The following is a 19,425-nucleotide window of genomic DNA, read 5'->3' on the forward strand; positions in this document are numbered from 1 at the left end:
TCACTTCGGGTCCGTGCGACCCGCCTGCTGGGTCAGCGGCTGGTTGACAGGCATCCACTGGCCTGTCGGCTCCGCTGGTTTCGGCGGAGAACTGCACGCCTGCAGGACAAATGCGAGCAGGCCTGCGCGGAATATGGTCTTCATGCCTGAAATCCTCTCACCAGTCATTCGTGCAACCGGCGGTAGATGAACATACCGATGACGTTGAGCAACGCCCCCACGAAACCGGCAAACGTAACCCAGCAGACGGCGACCAACCACCAGCGGATCAGCTTCGCAAAGATATCTGGCATACATCCGCCTATGCTGCCGAAAGGGAGCCACCCGTCTTGTACTTGCCGGCGCCACCCGTTTTCGCGGCCGCGGCCAGCGCACGTCCCAGACCACCCAGCTTGCCCGTCATGGTCGAAATGCCCACACCACTCGCCAGCGCGGAGGCCAAGCCCGGAAGATTGAGGGCGACGACGAAGAACACCACGCCCATCACGTCGATTTCCACCACCTGCTGCATCGACGGGAAGGCCGTCCCGCTCGGTGCAATTGATTTCGCGAAATTGACTTCGATCGCGCCGGCGCCCGCGAACAGGGCTACGAGCAGCGCGTAGTTAAAGCACTGTCCCGCCCAGTTCCAGAAGTACTGTCGCACCGGCGGAAACAGCGCCATTGAAATGAAGAGTGGCCCGAGTGCGAGTAGCAGTCCGAGTGCGAATTTCGCGAGGATGATGTAGGCCACGGCCAACCCCATGAAGGGCGTGGCAAAGATAAGCATCACTGAAATCACCCACACCGCTCCGATAATTTCGAAGTTGTGCGCGTGATCGTAGATCTGCCCACAGGCGTTGATGTACGCGCTCAACAAATTATCCAGTCCCGAGACGGGATTGCTTTGTCCTGTAATCGCACCGGAGAGTGCCTCGCCAAAACCATTGACAGCCGGCACGATGTACTCGGTATAGAACTGGATGTTCATGCCGCAGGTCAGGATGAACGCCCAGGCCGCCATACGCATCAGGAAGTCGTTGATCGGTTCATCGTTCTGTCCCTGCCAGTACGACCACACGACCAGTAGCACGTAGATGCTGAAGCACGTCATCATCAACGGCGCAATCAGACTGATGATACGTTCCGAACCTGAACTGATCGTCGCGACGACGTTGGCGTCGAAGTCGGACGTCATCCTTGAGAAGATCGTCGTCGTGATAAGCGTATAAGACATCTTTGGCTCCTGAAGTCGTTCCATTCACTGCATTGCTTTCTTCACCACCTGATCGGCTTCTCTGTCCCGCTCACGCTGTTCAGGCGTTTGCTCCTGCTCGAGCTTTTCGGGCGTCGTACCAAGCAGATGCGCCCTGAATTCCAGATCCTGCCTGTGCGCAATCTCTTCCTGCACGTTGTGCTGATGACGGTCCCACGCGAGATAGCCCAGATAACCGGCAATGACAACCAGCAGACTGACGATCGCGGAAAGAAGAGCTTTATTCGCCACTTGAACCTCCGAGGAACTGGTTTTTGAATTCGCGGTCGCGCTGGTCTTGCGCGAGCTTGAGCTCCGCCTGCTGCAGCTGGGCGGTGAGCTGCAGGCGCGTCTGCTCATTGGTGACCATCGCCTCTTCAGCAGCCATCCTGTTTTGCAGATCCGCCTTCTCGGCCGGATCCTGCGTGAGGTTCGACTGCTGCATCAGCGACTGGATGTTATTGAGCCGCGCCATCGTCGCGCTGTACGCCTGCTCGTTCATCGCCTTGTTGGCTGCGAGCACGTCGTAATAGCGCTGTTGCCCCGGTGTCGAGGCGTCCGTCATGCCTTCCTGCTGCTCGATCGAGCGCATCGACGAACTGATGCCCGACAGGCTGCCACGCTTCGCCTGGTCATAGATGTCCTGCCACTGTTCCGGCAGGTAGTTGCGCAGCGATGCGTAGTTCATGATCGTGCCCAGGCTGCTGTTACCGGTGAGTGCGCGGTACTGTGCCTCCTGGTTCTCGATCTGCTGCATCAGCTGCTGAACCTGCATCATCTGCTGGGCAAGCTCGGCCGGCGAGATGGTTGGCACACCTTGGGCGTGTGCGATGATCGCTGCACACAGGCAGAGCGCGGTGACGGCCACACGACCCGCCCGCAGCAGGCGCGCCGGGCGTTCGACATCGTTGACGTTCACGATTCCCCCCATCAGACAGTGACAGCTTCGTTACCCGCGTCGACAGCGCGTGCCGACGCATAGATGCGGGCGAGCTCGGCGCGCTTGCACTCGAGACCACGCCGCAGCTCGTCTGCCCACAGCCGCTCATCGGCGCCGTGCTTCGCCGCGAGGCGCGTGCGCAGTTTGCGTTCGAAGACACGTTCCAGGTAGACCGGTAGCCATACGTCCGGATCTTCCCCCAGCGCCGCGCGCACCGTGTCGCAGATCAATACGTTCTCGCGATCACCCGAGAACACGGCGATCGCGTCTTCCATGCCGCTGAGGTCAAAACCCGCGAACGCCGACTGGTTGCCCTGCTTGATGAGGAACCGGCGCGACGAGGGCGTGAGCTTCCTGAACTCCGTGAATTCCTTGCGCGTCATGCCGTCGCGGACGTACGCCTCCTCTTCCGCCGCCGGATCCGCCAGATACAGGTTGGTCGCAACCAGACTGCGCAGCGCCGGGTACAGGTCGGCGGCCTTCTGGCCCTGCTCGGGCTGCTGGGTGATGAGCGTGATGAACTCCCCTTCCTTGCGGCCGCTCGCGAGCGTTTCCTCGATCTGCTCGCGGATCGTGCGGAAGCGGATCGGCATCCAGTACTCTTCCATCACGGTCTGCATGAGCCGGCCCTCACCTCGCATCAGCTTCTTGAGGTGGAAAAGCCAGGCAAACGCCGGCTCGGACGGTTCGTAGTTTTCGACGAGGAACGCCTCGACGTCAAAGCCGATCCAGCGCTGCTCCGTCATGTTCAGCGCCAGGTTCGGTGGGTTGTCAAACACCCACCAGAAGCGGCCGTTGTCGGATTTGCACCAGAGCGACAGACGCTGGCGCAGACTGTCATCGCCCTCATCTGGAATGCTGTCCAGCAGCAGACTGAAGCGCCGCAGGCGCACGTCCTCGATACCCATCACCGCGTCGACGGCGTTGCGGCACTGGATCTTCTCGGCGGCGGTCAGATCGATCTTGACGGATTTGCCCTGATGATCAACGCCGCTTCTGCGTCCACAAAGCTCGACCAGCCCGTACAGGAACTCGCGATTCTCAGCCGTGTCGGCCAGCTCGAACGGCGCCCAGCCAGTCGGTTTGCCTTTCTCCAGATGGACGTAGGCGCCGCGCATCGCGCGGATGAACACTTCCCAGCCTCGCCCCTTGTCCAGCACGAACAGCAGCTGCCCGAACCGGGACAGCATGCCAGCGATGGCGGTCGCGACAGTCGACTTGCCGGCACCGGTCGTGCCTTGCAGCTTCACGTGCGCGGCCAGCTTCTCCGCCACGTTGACGTCGCCCTGCCGGCTCGCATGCGGGCTGAAGTAATAGATGCCCGATGCGGAACGGAATGGGATGACAGCTGAGCCGTCGCCGATAGGGTTGCCCTCAGCCTTGCCGGCGGAATAGTCGTGGCAGGTGAACATCGACGCAAAGTTGCGCGACGACTGGACCTTGGGCCGTGGCTTGACCTTCGCGCCCGGGACCTGCGAAAAATACGTGAAGGGCGCCGAACCGGTCGCGAGCGCCCAGTCGACACCGCACTCGTTCAGCGATCGGGATGCGAACAGGATCCCGTTTTCCAGCGCCTCCTGTGTACTTGCGCCATAGATCACGGCCGCACCATGGTACACGCCGAACGACAGCTCGCCCGTGTTGACGTAACCCTGCGCATCGCGCAGTTCCCTGACCTGATGCTTCGCCTTGTCGCCGGCGGACTCCAGCTTGTTGATTGCCGAGTCGATCGTGCGGTTTGATTCGAAACCCGACATGCAGTTGAAGGAATGCACAACCGTGAATTCAATCGGCAGTGAGAGCAGCGGATCGAGCTGGCCGAAGCCCGGCTTGTCCGGGAAGCTGCGCAGGTCGCGGCAGCTGAAGAACCGCCGGTGGTCCGGCACGCCCGGCCCGTCGATCGCGTGTGTGTCGTAGCCGAAGCGAAGATAACTGGACGGAATGACGTCAACACCTGGCTCTGCTGCGACCGGCAGATCACCCGTCACCCCGTTCACGAGATAACTGACGAAGCCATACAGCTGCGAAAACAGCATCTTTGTGCCGTTCATATGCGTGCGCTCGTACACCGCGAGCAGTTCGGCCTCGTAGTCCGCAAACTGTTGCAGCGCCTGCTGCGCCAGCGACGCGATTTCCTTCAGCCCATCCTCGAAGTCCTCGTACTTCAGGATGATCGAAAAGTAATAGCGGTTTTCAAAAAACCGGCCACCCCTGAACTGCCCGCCATGCTGCGTCGAAAACCAGTTCATGAAGGGGCTGTCGAAACGGTACTCGTGATCGGCGTTCACGCGCCGTCGCATGAAAACGCCGTGGTAACCAAGGCGCCCGCCATGGTCGCGGCCCAGTTTGCTCAAGATCTCCGTGTCGCGGTCGAACTTGCGGTCAAGCACCTTGTTTTCGAATACCTCGAACGGCACACCGCGCAGCGCAAGCGTCACCATGAAACGGTTTCCGTCGATGTGCTGCACATGCCTTGTGACCGGATGCCTGAACCCCGGCATCCAGTCTTCGACGGCGCCGATCGCGCCGAGGATCTCGCTCGAGACGGTTGATCTGCTACCCATCACGGCTCCTGACCGGGCTCACGCAGCCGGCGCTCGCCCTTGCCCAATGGTTGAAGAAAATCGCGAAAGACACGACGCTGCCGGCCGTATCGCAGTGGCGCAAGCGTCGACGTGTTGCCGAAATGCGGCGCCGCTCTCCCGGCATTCACCCGCGCGCGGATGCGCAACTGCCAGAAGTAGAACCGGCAGCGGAACTGCAGCCACATGATCCACAGTCCTTGATCGTCGGTTTCGCAGATGTGCTTGAACGACAGCAGCACCGGAAAGCCGAGAAACACGAAGAGGAGGCCGCCCGGGCCGACGAAGAAGGCCACGAGCACACCCGTGAACATCGAAGCGACGACCACCACGAGCATCGCCATGTAGGGCACGCCCCAGATGGCCGCGGTGCGTCCAAGTCCATTGAAACCGGCGTAGCGGGCTTTCTCGTCCGACATGGCACGCGCTCAGGTAAACAGGTTCCACAGGTACGGCGCGAGCACGCCGACCACCGCACCGACCACCGCGACCTTGCCGCCGAGCGTGACGAACTCGCTCCAGTGCGAACGATCGGCCCAGCATTCGGCACCTTTCCAAAGCAGCACACATGAAGCACAGACACCGAGGAACGAGTACAGCCAGATCTTGAACGTATTCGCACCCTCAGTCGCCGAATCAAGACCGCCTCCGGCCAAGGCAAGTTCGGGCGCAAGCAGTGCTGCGCCGAGCAGCGTTGACTTTGCAGCGCAGATAATGCATGCTGCATCATCTTTTAGTCGTGCTAACTTGATGGCACAGAATTTGATTTTTCGAAACATGGCTTCTCTCTTTCAAACGAACGCCGCGGCGCGGCCAGTCAGATCATTTGCACGCGTCGCTATCACAGTCGAAGTCGCCAAAGGCATCCCACGGCGGATGCGGCGCGTCATGGCGCTGCGGTCTAACGTCCCGTTGAGAGGGGCTGGACTTAACCTTTCCGGCGATAACCTGCGTTGTAGGGCCAGCTGGCCGGTCCATGATCACGGGTATCGCCGAAACAAGGTTGGCCTTACCTACCGTCGTCTGCGCATTGGCGACGACACGCTGCACATAGCTGGATCCGCCGGACTCAACCCGCTCGCCACGAACGAAGTTACCGCTGTAGTAGCAACTGATCGCCCCCCGCAGCGCACGTTCGCCCCGTCCGTACGAAGCGCTTGCACGCTGGTAGCAGTCGTGCAGAATGGCGCCAGCGACCCGCAGGTTGGCACATGGGTCAAAAGCGGTTTCGTACGTCACCTCGTACCGGGAAAGATTGAACCGGTTGACCTGCCCAATTCCCAAACTGAAATCTATGCCACGGGCAGCCAGCGCACGAACCGTTGCAAGCGCCTCTTCAAGAGTCTTCGGCTGTCTCTGCAGATGACCTCCAACGACGCCAACTGCCAGTGGATTAAAAGCCGACTCAGTACGGACAATCGCCTGCAAGGTAGCTGCCTGCACGGTCGGCGCACATTCGTGCGCGAGAGTGGCAAAATCAATCACGCTTCCTCCTCCGCTCCGGGCGCGAGCGCAGCGTGAAGCTCAAGAAGGCGCAGCCCCAGATTTGCATTTGGCCGCTCCGTTACACCGCGCAGCGGATCACTGATGGTCGACTACCCGCATCCGCAAAGCCTCACGAGCTTGAGTTGAGTAACGCCACCACGCGCTCGGTTCGTCAATCGATCAACGACGATCTGACAGTTCATGAAGGAACGATAGCGGAAAACCGATATTTGCGTCAAGCGGAAAACCGATATTCAGCTACTCTATCTTTGTCGCATGGAAAATTCTAAACAGGGGCGCACCCCTTTCGGAGAGCGCTTGCTCCGTGCGCGCAAGAACAGAGGGCTCACCCAAAAACAGGTAGAGATGCACGTCGGAATTGCGCAGAGCAATCTCGCTGAGCTTGAGCTCAAGGGCACCGGGTCCAGCTTCACCGTTTCGCTCGCGTTGCTGTATGGCGTCAACCCAGTATGGCTGGCTCTTGGGAAAGGACCGGTTACGGGCGGTAGGCCCTCCCCAGACTGGCTGGAAGGATTGTCGGAGAGTGAGCTCCGCTCAGTCGAAGAGTTCGTGCAGAACATCGTCGCAGCCCGGCGCCGAGGTCAGGCGCGCAGACCACAGATGGATGCTGTTGACTCGCAAGAGCCAGACCGTAAACGCGAGGCACGCAAGGGCACTGCGAGCAAGGGGAAGTGAAATAGGCAGCGCGGCTCCGTCATTGGCCCCGATGCGGTCCGACGGTCAGGCGCGCATCGATTTCTTCATATAGTCCGTACGCATCTTTTACGGCGCTTGCGGCAAGACGTTTCGCGTGAGCGAGCGATCCCGCGTCACCAGAACCCTCTTCAACCGAGGCCAATAAAGCCCGCGCTCCATCGACCATCGCCGCCCAGTCCATGACCCTCTTCAAAACGTCGAGGCAGTATGCCTCCCCCAACGCGGTGCGCCGATCGCCCGTCCTCACAACGGCGTCGCTATCAACGACTTCCGGAATTTCGATTCCCGAGCAGACGATACATTCGGCACTGCCACTATTTCCAGCGCCGATAAATCTGTTGCGAAAGAGAAATCGCCGCGAGCCGTTCACAGTCTGAACGTTCCTCTCAACGTCGTAGGGCTGGCCACGCTCAAAAAACCGGGTAATGTTCCGCCGGGACGACTCACCTTCGTCCGGCGTCATGAAAAGTCTTTGGGCGTTTTTTCCGATTACATCAGCCTCTTTGCGGCCGGCATATTCCTCGGCCATCTTGTTGAAGCGGTGAATCGTGCCTTCCTTGTCCAGCACAACAACGACGGCGTTCACCTCCGAAATAATTCCCTCCGCAAAGGCCAACGCGTCCATCGAATTCCTTGCTACCGTTTCCGCATCGCAAAGCGCCGCTGCTACGCCCGCCCAATGCGCCTCACTGATCTTCTTGCCGACTAGCTGCAATTCAACATTTCGCCCAAACAGCCGCACGTTGAGAAGCAACACTGTTGTCGCGCCAGTCACGTAACGGATGGAGGCAGCCTGCTCGCCGTTCAAGGGGATGGAAAGTTGTGGCTCTTGCTCGCCGCCTGCCCGAGACAGTACCAGCTCGTCGCTAGACGAGGAGAATTGCCAGACTGGACTGGAAGTCCCGAAGTGCCTATCGAATTCGTCAAAGACTTTCTTGCTCTTCATCCGTTTACACCCGCAACTAGGTCATGCGATTCGTTGAGTTTCGAATCGAGGCTTGTTCAAACGTCACGAATATTCACGACTTTCCTAGGAACCTCTGGTTGTACCAACCGAACTACATCGTGCGCGAAGTCGATGTTGCGATGAGAGGCCGCAACGCCGTGCCAGGTATGCTCGCAAACTTTTTTCCCGTACAGATACAGGGTAAGGGACCTGCCGAATATATTGACCTTGCATACAACACATCCGACGCCATCGTGCAACTTGCGTATTTGCGAAATGCTGTTTGAGTCGACTGGCACAGCAGCGCATCGATAGCCGTGCGCATCAGCGAGTTGGACGGAATCGCTGTCGCTCGTCACCGTCCAAGCAGGCGTAAGGAGTCCAAATCGAACAGTGAGAAAATCATCAGTATGCAGTTCATTGATCTCTAACATCAGACTGCCCAAGTTCGCAAGAGGAGCAACTAGTGTGGACAATGTTAAGCGACGAAGGGGAGCATCGTTACAAATTGTTGCATAAGCACATGCAATATGCATCGAATTCTTAACGCATTTGTTGAAAATGAAATCATGGCACGGCGACGGTTCGCCATTAACCACTCATAATTAGTTAGATATACTATTCACCTATGCTCGCGATCGCCGATCGCTGTAAGTTGGCGCTCGATCAAAGCAAGTGTGTCTTCCACTCGAAAATCGAGCCTCGGCGTCCGCTGAAGTAAAACTCAATGCGTTCTGGGAGTAAAAGTAGATGCAGCCGTGGTCGAGCGATCGCCGGATTGGCCAGCCGGATTGCTGAAGGTGTCTGTGACGATCTCCGAACGACCTAAAGGTCGAGAATCGACGGGGGCACGGTATCGGAAGCGGGTTCTTTGCCCCGGCGAAGCGCAGTTCTGCTTCGTCGGTCATGAGCCCGGCCACGTCGACGAGTTCGTACAGGCGCTGCAGCAGGGCCTCGCGCCACTCGGCTCGCTGGTCCGGGCTGGTTGCCTCTCCAGCTGTTCAACCAGCAATTCCGCCGTCTGCAGGTAGTTTTCTACCGCGATCATGGCATTGCTGCGCGCGGCGACCAGCAGGCGTAGGTAGTGGTCAGCCAGCTCCGACTCGCCACCGATCCGGTGCAGCGTTTCCCAAATGCGCTATAGCTGGGCTAAGGAATCATCGTGACCTCGTGAGGCGCGCCAAGGTGCGCAAAGACATCGCGCTGGTGATCGTGGGCGTCGTCAGTTCACTAGCCATGATGCAACTCGCAGTGCTGTCCTCGCGCGAGCGCGCGAACGAGGAAGGCAGGCGCAGGCTGCGAGCCGCGGCCGGCCATTCAGCCGGCTGCAGCGCACCACACCGCGTCACGCGTATTCCCAAGAGCTGATCCGTACCCGTGCTCAGCACAGGCGACGACAATTCCTTACGGTCGACGTATCCGGTAGACCCGAGGTTAGCGGTTGAAAACCCAGTAATCGCTCCCGTTCCGCGTCTTGTGTGAGAGGCCGAACCGTTTGCTGGGCCGCGTGTCGGCTTGGATGATGTAGTAGAGATCCGAGAGGATCGCGCCGGTCGCCGACATACGAGTGGCCCGTCAAATCCATATCGAGATTGGTTACGTCGATCGTCCCGATCCCCTTCAGCAGCACCACATTCTCGCCGGAGTCCCGGCCCGCGAGCCGCCACGCACCAGCACGCGTAAAGACTCCCGTAGACGCGCACCTATCGGAAAGCGGCCCCTGTCAAAGAATCCGTATCACATTCAACGAGCGCCGTCAGGCGGTACAGGAGTGATACGACACGAGCCGGCCAGTCACGCGGAAATCAGCGAAAACTGAACAGGGAAACCGGCGGCCGCCGCAGCGCGGCCACCGTTTCACAGAGCGCGCCGCACTGATTGACGGATGCGGCCACTTTCGTTGTGCAGCTCAACGGGCACCATTTTGGAGCCGCTATTTTCCTCTGTATCATCCAATCGCGATCAGACCGGGCGCGATCTGATTGACGAAAACATCGGTGTCGATTTCCGGCGCAGCAAGCACCACCTCACGCAGCCGGTAGGCCTCGTCCGGGTGGTTGCGGGCAAAGCTCACCAGGGCGCGCGTCAAGCCGCGCTTGCCCATGCTGTACGCGATGACATACAGATAGGCACTCGGCGAGGCCGAGAGGACCCCCATGACGAACTGCTCGATGTCGCCCTCGGCGCGTTCGATCGACTGCTCGTCCTCGAAATAGCAAATTGGCCTATCCCGCGACGGCCATGAAGAATACCGGTGCGCCCGCGAAGTCAAGGTCGTACGCCATCTGCGCGGTGCGCATCGCCGCGTCCTCAAAGCTGACGTTGTAGCCGTGAATGAACAGCAGCACGCTCAGCGTCCACGCGTTTAATGCCTTCGTGCGCATTCCCGCGCGGAACTGCTCGTATGGGCCAAGCGCAACTTGAAGGATCGACACGTCGCGGTCGGGGTCACCGTGAAACTCCATCCGCAGCACGGACGGCGACTCAATGGCGGCGGTTCCATGATTGCGCGGGATGCTGACATCCACGCTGAGTTACGGTTGGCGCATAGTCACTCGTGAATTGCGGCGGACCATCTGTCGGAGCGGATACGACCCGGTCCGTGCCGAAGAATACGCGCACGACGTCGTAGCGGCCGTTCGCTCCTGTCCGCTTTGGCGCCACTTTCGGCCGGACCGGCTGCGCGTGCGTGCCCGTAAGTGTAAAGCCGCGGAGAAGATCGTTGTTTGGTCTAGGTCCGGACGTAATGTCGTTGGTGACGGATGCGGGGGCGCCAGAAGCGGGCGGCCCGGAAACAGGGGGCACTCTGCGTGCCCGAGCCCTTCACCGCGCCTGCGCCCGACAGTTCGTTCGTGATGTCCCAGAGGCCGCTTTCGCGTCCCCGGTTGGGGACGTAGTTCTTTCCCTTTCGCGGCACGAACGTGGTGCCCGAGAGAGAGTTGCTTAGCACGCCATTCACCAGAAAGTCCGGATTGAGCGTGCCCCGGTTTGTGTTCATGCTTTGTGCGCAGCCGTCTGTCAGGAGCAGTGCGAGACATAGTGCCGCAATTCCCCGGACCATCGCTGTCTCCCTGCGCCACGCCTGCCTCTCGGACCGGCGTGAGGTTGCCGCAGCGGCGCTCGCTGCTATCAACATAGGAAAAATCGCCTGCGCTGCAAGTACAAACAGTGGTGCCGACCACACAACAATCGCCGCATCTGATAACCGCAGTTATCACGAATGCCGTTTTTCGTTGTCAGTTCAGGAACTGGATGATAGGATGCGTCCAAGTGATTGATTGACAAGAATAATTTCCGGTCCGCGAGGCCGCGCACCACCAATATGGCCGCCCGAACGCACCTGATTCCCAGCTATGACTACGCCCGGCTGACCGCGCGCACCGAACATGAACTGCACGAATTCATCGCGCGCGAGGCCACGCGCGCCGGCAGGCGCCGCCTGCACCACGACTTCGCGCTGGGCGCGCTGGGCGCGCTGGCCCTGTGGTTCAGCCTGGCAAGGGGGCTGGTGGGACCGGAGGACACCGCGGGCCGCGCACGGTTCGCCGCCGACCACGACAGACTGGCAGGTCTGATCCGGGACGGCTTCACCCACTGAGGCGACGACCGATGCGACTCACCCGGCAGCACTTCACGCTGTACCGCGGCTACCTCGATGGTGTGTCCGTCGAGCAGCTGCACCGCAGTTATGGCGACGCGGCGACCGACGTACGCGCGACACGGCGGCTCATCGCGACACTGCGCGATGCGCTGGCCGCCGCTGCGCGACGCGCGCGCGACACCGAGGCGGCTCACCTGCTGCGCCTGAAACCCGGCAGCATTCCGGCAGCCGACCTGCATGGCCGCGATGACGTTCCGACGCTGGAGGCGTACCGCGAGCAGGTGGACCCGGACTGCGTCTATGGCGAAGCGGAACTGCTCGAGCTGTACCGTGCCGACTTCCCGCCTGCGGCGTCGCCGCGCGTCGACCGGAAAATCGTCCGCAATGCACGGCTGCGTGCGCGTCAGACTGCGGCGCTCGCCCGCATGGAATCAACCCTCGCCGAGGCGCCCATCCCTGACCACCCGCTCGACGGCTGGTTCGAGCCCGCAGTCGCCGCCCGCCTCGCCGCGGCGGGGCAGACCACGCTCGCCGATCTGCTCACGCTGATCCGCCAGCGGCGGCAGCGCTGGTACACCGCCGTGCCCCGGCTCGGGCCCAAGGGCGCGCAGCGCATTACGGCCTGGCTTGCGCTGCATGCCGGGTCAGTGGGCGAGCTTCCGCCGCTCGCGCTCACGCCGCGCCGGCAGTTCCCGGCGGGCCATCCCGCACTCGCGCGACCACCCCGGTTGGGGACATCAGTCGACGTCGTGCCGCTGGAATCGCTGCGGGTCCCATCGGAACTGGATGGCTCGCACGGTCTCAATCGGGCGCCGCTGCCTGCACATCAGGCGACAATCACGACCGATCTGGACGCCATTCAGGCCTGGATAGCGATCGCCGGCGCCCGCAGTGCGCACACCGCGCGGGCCTATCGGCGCGAGGCAGAACGCCTGCTGCTGTGGACCCTGATGGTCAAGGGCAAGCCGGTGTCGTCGCTGCATGCGGAGGATGTCGGCGAGTACGTCAACGGCTTTCTGGCAGATCCGCAGCCGGCAAAGCGGTGGATCGGCAACGGCAAGGCAGAACGGTTCGATCCCGCGTGGCGGCCCTTTGCCAAGCCGCTGCCGGAAAACAGCCGTGAAATCGCCCGCAAGCTGCTGTCGGCCATGTTCAACTGGCTGGTCGGGCAGCAATACCTGCGGGTCAACCCGTTCCACGACCTTCCGAAGGTCGGCAGCGCGAGGCCGGCGCTCGACGCAACGGGACGCACACTGACGCACGCGCAGTGGCGCCTTGTGCTGCAGACGGTCAGCCGGCCAGCCCCCTCGCCGGCGGAGCAGCGCGACCATTTCGCGCTGCTGCTCGCCTATGCGACGGGACTGCGCCGCGCGGAACTGGTCGCCGCGACCACGGGCGCCCTGTCCCGCAAGGTCCTCGACGCCGCGCTGGATGACGCCTGGGCGCTGCAGGTGGAAGGCAAGGGCCGGCGCGCACGTCAGGTGCCGATACCGCACCGGCTGATGGACGCGCTCTCGCGCACGCTGCAGCGCCGCCCGACCCCGCTCACGCTCGAGACCGCACCCGGCGCGACGCCCCTCATCGCCCACCTGAAAACGGGCCTGCCGCTGACGCCAGACGCGCTGGCGCGTCTGTACAAGCGGATTTTCGAACGCGCAGCGCAGCAGCTGGAGGGCGCCAATCCGGGGGCCGCGACCGAACTACGACGCGCCAGCACCCGCTGGTTGCGCCACACGCACGCCAACCACGCGCTCGATGCGGGCAGCAATCTGCGCGACGTTCAGTCGGGGCTGGGACACGCGAGTCTGGCGACCACCACTTGCTATACGAAGGGCGACGCGGCGCGGCAGTACCGGGCGGTCGAGCGGTTTTTTAATGCGGCGCTAGACGGGTCCGCGGTCCATCGCCGACCTGATCAGACATAAGCCGCTGTCAGAGACCGCCCGTCTGAAGGACCTCCCGGGTGCCGGGGACAAACGGGCACGAGTGCGATTGCGTTGTCCCTGCCTTGCGCGACCGAAACGCAAGATAGGGCGAAATTCGTGAAAGGACTGGAAAGTCCGTGAGACGCAAGACTCAGGCTCCGATCCGGCATTGCACCATGCACTGGCCGCTCGCGGACAAGCCCACTCAAAAGTGCTTCTCATCAGTGTAAGCTCGAACTGGGCAGACCATCCAGCGGCTCACAAATCTGCAGATCATATCGGCTACTTCCTTCGCGTCGGCGCGGCACGAGCGCTGACCGTGACGAACGCCCTGAATGCGTGAGTGTTCTAATTAGAACACTGGGGTCCGCTGCCAATCATCAAGCCTGATACCTGAAAAGAACGCTTGCGAGTGTTCTAAATAGAACAGGTGCGCGGCCACGCCTCGAACCGTGGTTGTGCGACGCTGCGCACGACCATCCCACCTGGCAGAGTCGTACAACGCTCGATGGCCGATATCCACGTGATCAGGCACGCGGGGCGTTGCCGAGACTTGGAGTACAACAGGTCCGTTCGCTCCTACGCTGGCTGACTGCTGACCCAGCGTTACGGCTTCGCCGACGACGCGCGATCGGGTGGGACGTCACCCGCGGTGATGATGAGTACGGTGTTGCAACCCTCGCAACCCCCAAATCAACGCTGCAGAACTAATATGCGCTGCTGAAGTCCTACAGGCACACGGCGAGCAAGGACATTCTGCGCGTGTTCTAATTAGAACGCCGAAGGTGGGCGGCAACCCAGCGACTTGGGTTGTTCGAATTAGAACACTTCCCGTCGGGTTTGGCCGCTTCAATCGCGGCAGTTCGCATGGGCCACATCTCCCTTGCGCAGCGCCGTAGCACCGCTTGGGATTCGTCGAGGGACAGGGCGCTGCGCTGAGAAACGTGGCATCTCCTGGCGGATGAGGAGTGCAGATTGCCGCTGCCGCGCCGCGTCTTTCGCCTATCGGACGGGAAATGCCTTGTGAGACGTAGCGGGCTCGGATCGCGGCGCCGCTTTAACCTGTGTCCCGACCGGCATTCCGTCGACCTGCCATCTGACGTATCGCCGTGCCATCGAGCCGAGTTCCGGGCAAGCAGTCACCGGCTCAGGCTCAGTGTTACATCAACGAGGGACTTATGACGTGCTCACTTCAGCGCACCCCTCATGCGATACATTCTTGTCCTTATACTAGCGGGCGCAGCGCATGAACTAGTCACGAGCGAGGATGTGAGACAGGTGCGAGCCCGCGTCGTTGTTCCGCCCGGCACGCCTGCTTACCATGACCCCACCCCCACCGCACATGTATCGGACAACGCGGCTCACTCCGGCCGGATCGAAAACATCTTCCCGATGTGCTCTCGAAGCTCGCTCTCCTGCTCCTCCGTCATGACCCCGGCCTTGAACTTGAACGTCAACCCCTTGACATCCTTCGTGATACTGCCGGCCTGGACCTTGCCAGCAAAGATTTTCAAGATGCTTCGTCCGCCCGCGTCGCTCGGCGCGAGACCGCGCGACACCTGCGCCGTGATGGAGGCCCCCACCTTCGTCTGCACCAGGTCACCACCGAGCACGAGCGGCCATAACTCCTTCAGTGCCTTCAATCCCGCCTCTCCCGTCTTCTTCAGGACATTCGCGATATCCTGAGCCGAATTCGCACCCAGCACGGACGGATTCAGGTCCAGGTCCCGCTTGACAAAGTCAGGCAAGTCATCGAATGCCAGGAATTTGTAGAGTTCGTTGCGGGTTACGCCCATCACTTCCGCTAGGCGGGTACGATTCGGAAATTCGCTCTCCGCGCGACGGACCGCAATTGCAATCTCATAGTCTGAGAGATCGTCGCGGGTGACGTTTTCCATGAGTGCGAAGGCCGCCATGTCCTCGTCGGAGCACTCTATAACGACACCGCGGATGCTTTCCCGGTTGAGAAGCTTGTGCGCACGCCAGCGCCGCTCACCAGCAACCAGCTGGAATGTCTCCCCAACCCGGCGGACAGTGACGGCTTGTAGCAAGCCAGCCTCGGCAATCGAGCGGGCCAGTTCCGAGAGCTTCGCCTCGTTGAATTGTCGACGCGGCTGCCAGGGATTCGGTACGATGGTGCTTACCGCGATCTCCGTATCGACGCCCTTCGACTCCAGCTCCTGGATACGCAGTTGGGCCGCAGCAAGCGCGCTCGTGATGCCAGGCATTGTTTGCGGTCCCCGACCGCCTTTGTCCTTCTTGCCCCCATCCTTAAAGTCAGCAGGCGTTGGCAGGTTGGCCGTCTTTGCCATCAGCTGTTCGCGGATGTTATTGCTCATGCCGACTCCTTCCAGGATTTCACAAACATGTCGTCCAGCCATCGCGCGTACTGCATCATAGGCTGCCTGACACGCTGTAACGACTTGGCCGTCGAATGCGTGCTGACGACATCGAGCGCCGTCGAAAATGACAGGGCTCCCCCGCTCATCACCGAACTCGATGGAATCTCAAATGGGTCAAGCCACCGCCCATAAGCACTTTGCGCCCACTGTCTGACCACTGGTGCAGACGACGTCTTCCCGTAGTCCACTTTCGACAGCAGAATGGAAATGAATTCATAGACTTTGTCTTCCTCGTACGGAAGAAAGTCTTCTGCGACGTCCGAAAACAGGCGCCAGAACGCCAGGGAGCTAATGAAGTCCAGATTCTCCGGGATCATGGGCATCACAAGTGCATCGGCCGCGAGCAGTGCGTTCAGGTTCATGTAGGACAATGATGGAGACGTATCGATCAGTATGTAGTCGTACTGCGACCGGAGCGGTTCAAGTCCCTGCCGCAGTACTGCCCAGAACCGGTATCCCTGAACTGTCTTCTGCCGGGCGGGCAGCAGAAACTCCGCGCCATACAGGAACGTATGACCCGGGATGATGTCGAGACCGTCCCAGTAAGTCGACTGCACTTTCCCACTTAGACCGCCCTCAATGTTGTGGTCATAGATGTACGGCAAGACAGTATCTTCACCGGAAATCTCCTTCTCCGCGTACAGTCCGCAAAGTTCCGATGCAGATGCTTGCGGATCAAGGTCGATGAGAAGTACATTTCGTCCGAGCAGCGTCAGAGCCTGCGCGAGGCAGACTGTTGTTGTAGTCTTCGCAGACCCACCTTTCAATTGTGCCGTAGTGAGCACCTTGCCCTTGAAGTTGCCGTCCTCGTTTCCAAGCCGCGTCTGGTAAACGTCGGAAGCCATCTTTACCCAAGCGCGTACTTCGGGCAGGGTAAACGTCCGACTGCGACCATTGCCGTTAAGCGTCCCGGTCGGCAGACTTGCATCGTCCCTAGTCACCAGATATTGGATTTGTTGACGCGTCAGACTGCACATTTCGGCTAGTTCGCTGATCGTGTAAATCGGCGCGACCTTGCGCGGCCGTGGTGCGAGAATCTGCTCTCGCAAGTTATCGGAGAAGGGTTCGAGATTGTCAGCGAACTCCGCTACTTCTCGAAGCGATACCTTTCGGTCTTCCATCGGTAAGGTGCCTACGTTAGCCATTCTGCGCTTTCCCCTTGAATTGACGTCGAAGCGCAGAATACACGAATCCGCGTAAACAGGGTTGTAATCAGTCAGTTTTTTTATCTCATCCCTCAAGAACCGCCACCAAACCCCTGATTTTTCGTGACCTTTTTTGCTCGACGGCGGATCGCTTAACCACGCGCACGACGTGCCTCAGCGCGTCCGGTTTGCCGTTTCCGGTAGCTACCCGCCTCCGAAGCTGGAATCAGAGCACAAAAAGCACCCCGAGGGCGGTTTTTGTGCTGCGCGGCTATATGACAAAATTGTCCGTGTTTTCAAAGGCTTAGCTAACCGCATCTCGGCCAGGTTCTGCCTCCCCTTTCCTTCGTTTGTTTGGTTCTTGTAAACATAAAACCCGCAAACCAACAAACTAGGAAAAATAAATCCTTTAAAATCAATGCAATCTTGACATTCTGGGACGGTTTTTGGGATCTGTGGGACGGTTTTTGTGACCGCACAGGCGGAAAATAGGCAGGGTAGGACGTTCTTTGTGAAAACCGGGTCGCAAATTGTGATGAGTAGAGCGGGGCGGGGCTGTTTTTGTGCTCGGTTTATCAGGTCTGGTCGGGGGCGGTTTTTGTGTTGACAGGCGATACCCGGCTGATAGAGTGCCAGGGGTTGGCGCCGAACCTGACGAATGGAAAATCGAACCCCTCCCGCTACCCCGCATCAGCTCGCCTTGGACATCTACGAAGACATGTCCGCGGTTGGCACACCCATTCACGAGGCGAGCAGGGACATTGGTTTTCTGCGCAACAACATTTTCACGCGGGTTGGTGGTCTGGGCATCGCCGCTCGCCGCGTGCTGGACGCGGCCTATTTCATCGTTGCCACGAAGTCGCCAGATGAACTTGTCGATGACAAGGTGTACACGTTCACGGCCGACGTCAACTACTTCAAATGGTTGATGCGATACGACAGCCGGAATCACAGCCATCTCATCGCACAGATGAGAACTGCGGCGAAGGCACGCGTGGAAATCATGACAGCGCCATCAATCGAGGAGCTGACCGAGAAAGACTCGTGGGGGACGATCAGTCTGCTGGGTGATTGCTACATCGAGCGCAACGTCGTCTGCATCCTGTTGGCCGGCAGGGTAATCAAGTATCTCATCAGCCCGTATAAGGCGCACTGGCTCAGCCTGCGTGCTTCGACCGCCTTCTCCCTGTCGCTGGCCCGTGCTATCTACGATCGGCTCATTCCATGTGAAGGTCATGGGGTGACGGAGTGGTTCGCATATGAAGAGGTCTTGGAATGGCCAGGGAAGGTCGGCGAGTCACGTAAGGAAGTCAAGGAATTCAAGAAGCGGTTTCTTGAGCCGGCAATGATTCAGCTCAATGAAGTCTCCGACTTTGAAGTGAACTGGGAACCGAACGCGGAGCGCATGCCGCCAGAGAAACTCAAGATCCGATTTCGTTTCAGGAAGAAGCGAGGTGCAGACGCAGCACGGGCCGGCATCCAGGACGACATGTACCTCCTACTCCACAACGAGTTTGCGTTTGACACGCCAGATTTTGAGATGCTCGCCAAGAACCGCCACGTCTGGACCGATGAGCGCCTTGAGCAGGCCATCGAGTACACCCGGCACAAGTTGAACCTAGGTAAGGTGACGAAAAGCCCGAAGGGTTATCTTTTCAGGGCGCTCGACGGCAATTTCCGCCTAGGCGATGCCGACCGGAGAATGGCGTCCATCCAGGTGAGGCAGCTGGAGGCTACCCAGAAGGAAATCCGCGGCCGTACCGCTGCAGAAGCAATGGTGCAGGCGAGCATTCAGGTCGAGGCCGAAAAGGCAACTTTCAAACTGAATTCTGAAATCAGGGCGGGCCGTGAATTCTTTGAGTCTGCTGACAGCGGCCTCCGGAGGGACCTCTTCCATTCCTTCGTCAGCCAACGCCTCCAGCAGAGACTTATCGAAAGGCAGGGCGTATCACGGGATTTGCTTAGCCCCGACAATATTCTTTCAGTGAACCGGGTCGTCGCAGACGCATTCGGCTCGCACGTGCACGCGAAGATGAAAAGACTCCTGCCTTCGGGCCGGTCCTGACTTCGAGCGTCAATGTCTCCATACTGCCGTCACCGTGGCGCCGATTTCGGCTCGCATGAGTGCGCGCTCCGCCCCGGGATCGCCGCCCAAGGAGCGCTTGTCAACGCCCGCACTTTTGCAGCAGATCGTAATGACGATGTTATTGCGATCTGCTATACCGGCGTTTTCCGTCAGTGACCTGTTGTGACTACCGGCGATCCGGCGCCGCCGAAGCGCGAAACGCTGAACATCCAGATCCGGCACGAGGACCTCGGCCTGATTGACCGGGCCGCCAGAACGCGCGGCAAGAACCGCACCGATTTCATTCTCGACGCCGCGCGGGCGGCGGCCGAAGAGGCGCTGCTCGACCAGGTGGGATGACGGCCAGCCCCGACGCCGATGCG

Annotated in this window: 22 protein-coding genes and 1 pseudogene; 9 read left to right on the plus strand and 14 right to left on the minus strand. The window is 60.2% G+C overall.

Going from position 1 to position 19,425, the window contains the following annotated elements:
• From GCT13_RS49725 to GCT13_RS33915, 6 genes are read right to left on the minus strand one after another with little or no spacing between them, the layout of a single operon-like run.
• Positions 1 to 144, minus strand: a complete 144-nt coding sequence (locus GCT13_RS49725) for a hypothetical protein (RefSeq protein WP_227747142.1) — start codon at positions 142 to 144, stop codon at positions 1 to 3.
• 20 nt (positions 145 to 164) lie between these two features.
• The gene (locus GCT13_RS50640) at positions 165 to 293 is read right to left on the minus strand and encodes a hypothetical protein (RefSeq protein ID WP_265335317.1); all 129 of its coding nucleotides are present in this window, start codon (positions 291 to 293) and stop codon (positions 165 to 167) included.
• 8 nt (positions 294 to 301) lie between these two features.
• The gene (locus tag GCT13_RS33900; protein ID WP_087740171.1) at positions 302 to 1,216 is read right to left on the minus strand and encodes a type IV secretion system protein; all 915 of its coding nucleotides are present in this window, start codon (positions 1,214 to 1,216) and stop codon (positions 302 to 304) included.
• Positions 1,217 to 1,240: 24 nt separating this feature from the next.
• Positions 1,241 to 1,486 carry a hypothetical protein gene (locus tag GCT13_RS33905; protein ID WP_321574803.1) on the minus strand — a complete coding sequence of 82 codons (246 nt, stop codon included), beginning with the start codon at positions 1,484 to 1,486 and terminating at the stop codon, positions 1,241 to 1,243.
• Positions 1,476 to 2,153, minus strand: coding sequence for a type IV secretion system protein (locus GCT13_RS33910; RefSeq protein WP_087740170.1), 678 nt, complete (start codon positions 2,151 to 2,153; stop codon positions 1,476 to 1,478). The genes GCT13_RS33905 and GCT13_RS33910 overlap by 11 nt, the downstream gene beginning before the upstream one ends.
• 11 nt (positions 2,154 to 2,164) lie before the next feature.
• A complete protein-coding gene (locus GCT13_RS33915; protein ID WP_321574806.1) occupies positions 2,165 to 4,162 on the minus strand; it encodes a VirB4 family type IV secretion system protein in 1,998 nt (665 codons plus the stop codon).
• Between GCT13_RS33915 and GCT13_RS50980 the strand changes: the two genes are divergently transcribed.
• Positions 4,049 to 4,726: a hypothetical protein gene (locus tag GCT13_RS50980; protein ID WP_321574807.1), complete on the plus strand. Its 678-nt coding sequence runs from the start codon at positions 4,049 to 4,051 to the stop codon at positions 4,724 to 4,726. The two genes, GCT13_RS33915 and GCT13_RS50980, sit on opposite strands and share 114 nt — an antisense overlap.
• Before the next feature lie 11 nt (positions 4,727 to 4,737).
• Here GCT13_RS50980 and GCT13_RS33920 read toward each other — a convergent pair whose 3' ends face one another.
• Genes GCT13_RS33920 through GCT13_RS33930 form a run of 3 tightly spaced genes read right to left on the minus strand, consistent with a single transcriptional unit; the run spans position 4,738 to position 6,241 of the window.
• Positions 4,738 to 5,175 (minus strand): VirB3 family type IV secretion system protein, encoded by a 438-nt coding sequence (locus tag GCT13_RS33920; protein ID WP_087740161.1) that lies wholly within the window; start codon positions 5,173 to 5,175, stop codon positions 4,738 to 4,740.
• A 9-nt stretch (positions 5,176 to 5,184) separates the two neighbouring features.
• Positions 5,185 to 5,535 carry a hypothetical protein gene (locus tag GCT13_RS33925; RefSeq protein WP_087740160.1) on the minus strand — a complete coding sequence of 117 codons (351 nt, stop codon included), beginning with the start codon at positions 5,533 to 5,535 and terminating at the stop codon, positions 5,185 to 5,187.
• 43 nt (positions 5,536 to 5,578) lie between these two features.
• Entirely contained in the window at positions 5,579 to 6,241 is a 663-nt protein-coding gene (locus GCT13_RS33930; RefSeq protein WP_087740159.1) for a lytic transglycosylase domain-containing protein, read from the minus strand.
• 32 nt (positions 6,242 to 6,273) lie between these two features.
• On the opposite strand from GCT13_RS33930, the gene GCT13_RS33935 reads away from it, so the two are divergent.
• Together GCT13_RS33935 and GCT13_RS33940 are read left to right on the plus strand one after the other, a co-directional pair.
• A complete protein-coding gene (locus tag GCT13_RS33935) occupies positions 6,274 to 6,531 on the plus strand; it encodes a hypothetical protein (protein ID WP_143811220.1) in 258 nt (85 codons plus the stop codon).
• 76 nt (positions 6,532 to 6,607) lie between these two features.
• On the plus strand, positions 6,608 to 6,937 hold the full coding sequence (locus GCT13_RS33940) for an XRE family transcriptional regulator (RefSeq protein ID WP_235851228.1): 330 nt from the start codon (positions 6,608 to 6,610) through the stop codon (positions 6,935 to 6,937).
• 19 nt (positions 6,938 to 6,956) lie between these two features.
• Here GCT13_RS33940 and GCT13_RS33945 read toward each other — a convergent pair whose 3' ends face one another.
• Positions 6,957 to 7,904, minus strand: coding sequence for a PAS domain S-box protein (locus GCT13_RS33945; RefSeq protein ID WP_152765894.1), 948 nt, complete (start codon positions 7,902 to 7,904; stop codon positions 6,957 to 6,959).
• A gap of 98 nt (positions 7,905 to 8,002) precedes the next feature.
• On the opposite strand from GCT13_RS33945, the gene GCT13_RS48670 reads away from it, so the two are divergent.
• The gene (locus GCT13_RS48670; RefSeq protein WP_160111875.1) at positions 8,003 to 8,191 is read left to right on the plus strand and encodes a hypothetical protein; all 189 of its coding nucleotides are present in this window, start codon (positions 8,003 to 8,005) and stop codon (positions 8,189 to 8,191) included.
• Between the two features lie 898 nt (positions 8,192 to 9,089).
• Positions 9,090 to 9,272, plus strand: a complete 183-nt coding sequence (locus GCT13_RS33955) for a hypothetical protein (RefSeq protein WP_143811219.1) — start codon at positions 9,090 to 9,092, stop codon at positions 9,270 to 9,272.
• A gap of 580 nt (positions 9,273 to 9,852) precedes the next feature.
• Here the strand turns inward: GCT13_RS33955 and GCT13_RS51370 are convergent.
• Positions 9,853 to 10,369 (minus strand): annotated as a pseudogene (locus tag GCT13_RS51370) (alpha/beta hydrolase).
• 266 nt (positions 10,370 to 10,635) lie between these two features.
• Positions 10,636 to 10,902, minus strand: coding sequence for a hypothetical protein (locus tag GCT13_RS33970; protein WP_143811218.1), 267 nt, complete (start codon positions 10,900 to 10,902; stop codon positions 10,636 to 10,638).
• A 276-nt stretch (positions 10,903 to 11,178) separates the two neighbouring features.
• On the opposite strand from GCT13_RS33970, the gene GCT13_RS33975 reads away from it, so the two are divergent.
• A complete protein-coding gene (locus tag GCT13_RS33975) occupies positions 11,179 to 11,502 on the plus strand; it encodes a hypothetical protein (protein ID WP_143811217.1) in 324 nt (107 codons plus the stop codon).
• Positions 11,503 to 11,513: 11 nt separating this feature from the next.
• The gene (locus GCT13_RS33980) at positions 11,514 to 13,430 is read left to right on the plus strand and encodes a phage integrase family protein (protein WP_087740150.1); all 1,917 of its coding nucleotides are present in this window, start codon (positions 11,514 to 11,516) and stop codon (positions 13,428 to 13,430) included.
• 1,361 nt (positions 13,431 to 14,791) lie between these two features.
• On the opposite strand, the gene GCT13_RS33985 is transcribed toward GCT13_RS33980, so the two are convergent.
• Together GCT13_RS33985 and GCT13_RS33990 are read right to left on the minus strand one after the other, a co-directional pair.
• Positions 14,792 to 15,769, minus strand: a complete 978-nt coding sequence (locus tag GCT13_RS33985) for a ParB/RepB/Spo0J family partition protein (protein ID WP_087740149.1) — start codon at positions 15,767 to 15,769, stop codon at positions 14,792 to 14,794.
• A complete protein-coding gene (locus tag GCT13_RS33990) occupies positions 15,766 to 16,977 on the minus strand; it encodes a ParA family protein (protein WP_087740148.1) in 1,212 nt (403 codons plus the stop codon). The genes GCT13_RS33985 and GCT13_RS33990 overlap by 4 nt, the downstream gene beginning before the upstream one ends.
• Positions 16,978 to 17,677: 700 nt before the next feature.
• On the opposite strand from GCT13_RS33990, the gene GCT13_RS33995 reads away from it, so the two are divergent.
• The gene (locus GCT13_RS33995; RefSeq protein WP_227747143.1) at positions 17,678 to 19,042 is read left to right on the plus strand and encodes a replication initiation protein; all 1,365 of its coding nucleotides are present in this window, start codon (positions 17,678 to 17,680) and stop codon (positions 19,040 to 19,042) included.
• A 183-nt stretch (positions 19,043 to 19,225) separates the two neighbouring features.
• The gene (locus tag GCT13_RS50985; RefSeq protein ID WP_321574805.1) at positions 19,226 to 19,402 is read left to right on the plus strand and encodes a type II toxin -antitoxin system TacA 1-like antitoxin; all 177 of its coding nucleotides are present in this window, start codon (positions 19,226 to 19,228) and stop codon (positions 19,400 to 19,402) included.
• Positions 19,403 to 19,425 lie beyond the last annotated feature (23 nt).

Source organism: Paraburkholderia franconis (genome assembly GCF_009362735.1).
Classification (GTDB): domain Bacteria; phylum Pseudomonadota; class Gammaproteobacteria; order Burkholderiales; family Burkholderiaceae; genus Paraburkholderia; species Paraburkholderia franconis.

Coding starts and splice junctions, on each gene's coding strand:
- GCT13_RS33985 (WP_087740149.1), bottom strand. CDS start 15,769: ATGAGCAATAACATCCGCGAACAGCTGATGGCAAAGACGGCCAACCTG.
- GCT13_RS33900 (WP_087740171.1), bottom strand. CDS start 1,216: ATGTCTTATACGCTTATCACGACGACGATCTTCTCAAGGATGACGTCC.
- GCT13_RS33925 (WP_087740160.1), bottom strand. CDS start 5,535: ATGTTTCGAAAAATCAAATTCTGTGCCATCAAGTTAGCACGACTAAAA.
- GCT13_RS49725 (WP_227747142.1), bottom strand. CDS start 144: ATGAAGACCATATTCCGCGCAGGCCTGCTCGCATTTGTCCTGCAGGCG.
- GCT13_RS33970 (WP_143811218.1), bottom strand. CDS start 10,902: ATGAACACAAACCGGGGCACGCTCAATCCGGACTTTCTGGTGAATGGC.
- GCT13_RS33990 (WP_087740148.1), bottom strand. CDS start 16,977: ATGGCTAACGTAGGCACCTTACCGATGGAAGACCGAAAGGTATCGCTT.
- GCT13_RS33980 (WP_087740150.1), top strand. CDS start 11,514: ATGCGACTCACCCGGCAGCACTTCACGCTGTACCGCGGCTACCTCGAT.
- GCT13_RS50640 (WP_265335317.1), bottom strand. CDS start 293: ATGCCAGATATCTTTGCGAAGCTGATCCGCTGGTGGTTGGTCGCCGTC.
- GCT13_RS33920 (WP_087740161.1), bottom strand. CDS start 5,175: ATGTCGGACGAGAAAGCCCGCTACGCCGGTTTCAATGGACTTGGACGC.
- GCT13_RS33945 (WP_152765894.1), bottom strand. CDS start 7,904: ATGAAGAGCAAGAAAGTCTTTGACGAATTCGATAGGCACTTCGGGACT.
- GCT13_RS33940 (WP_235851228.1), top strand. CDS start 6,608: ATGCACGTCGGAATTGCGCAGAGCAATCTCGCTGAGCTTGAGCTCAAG.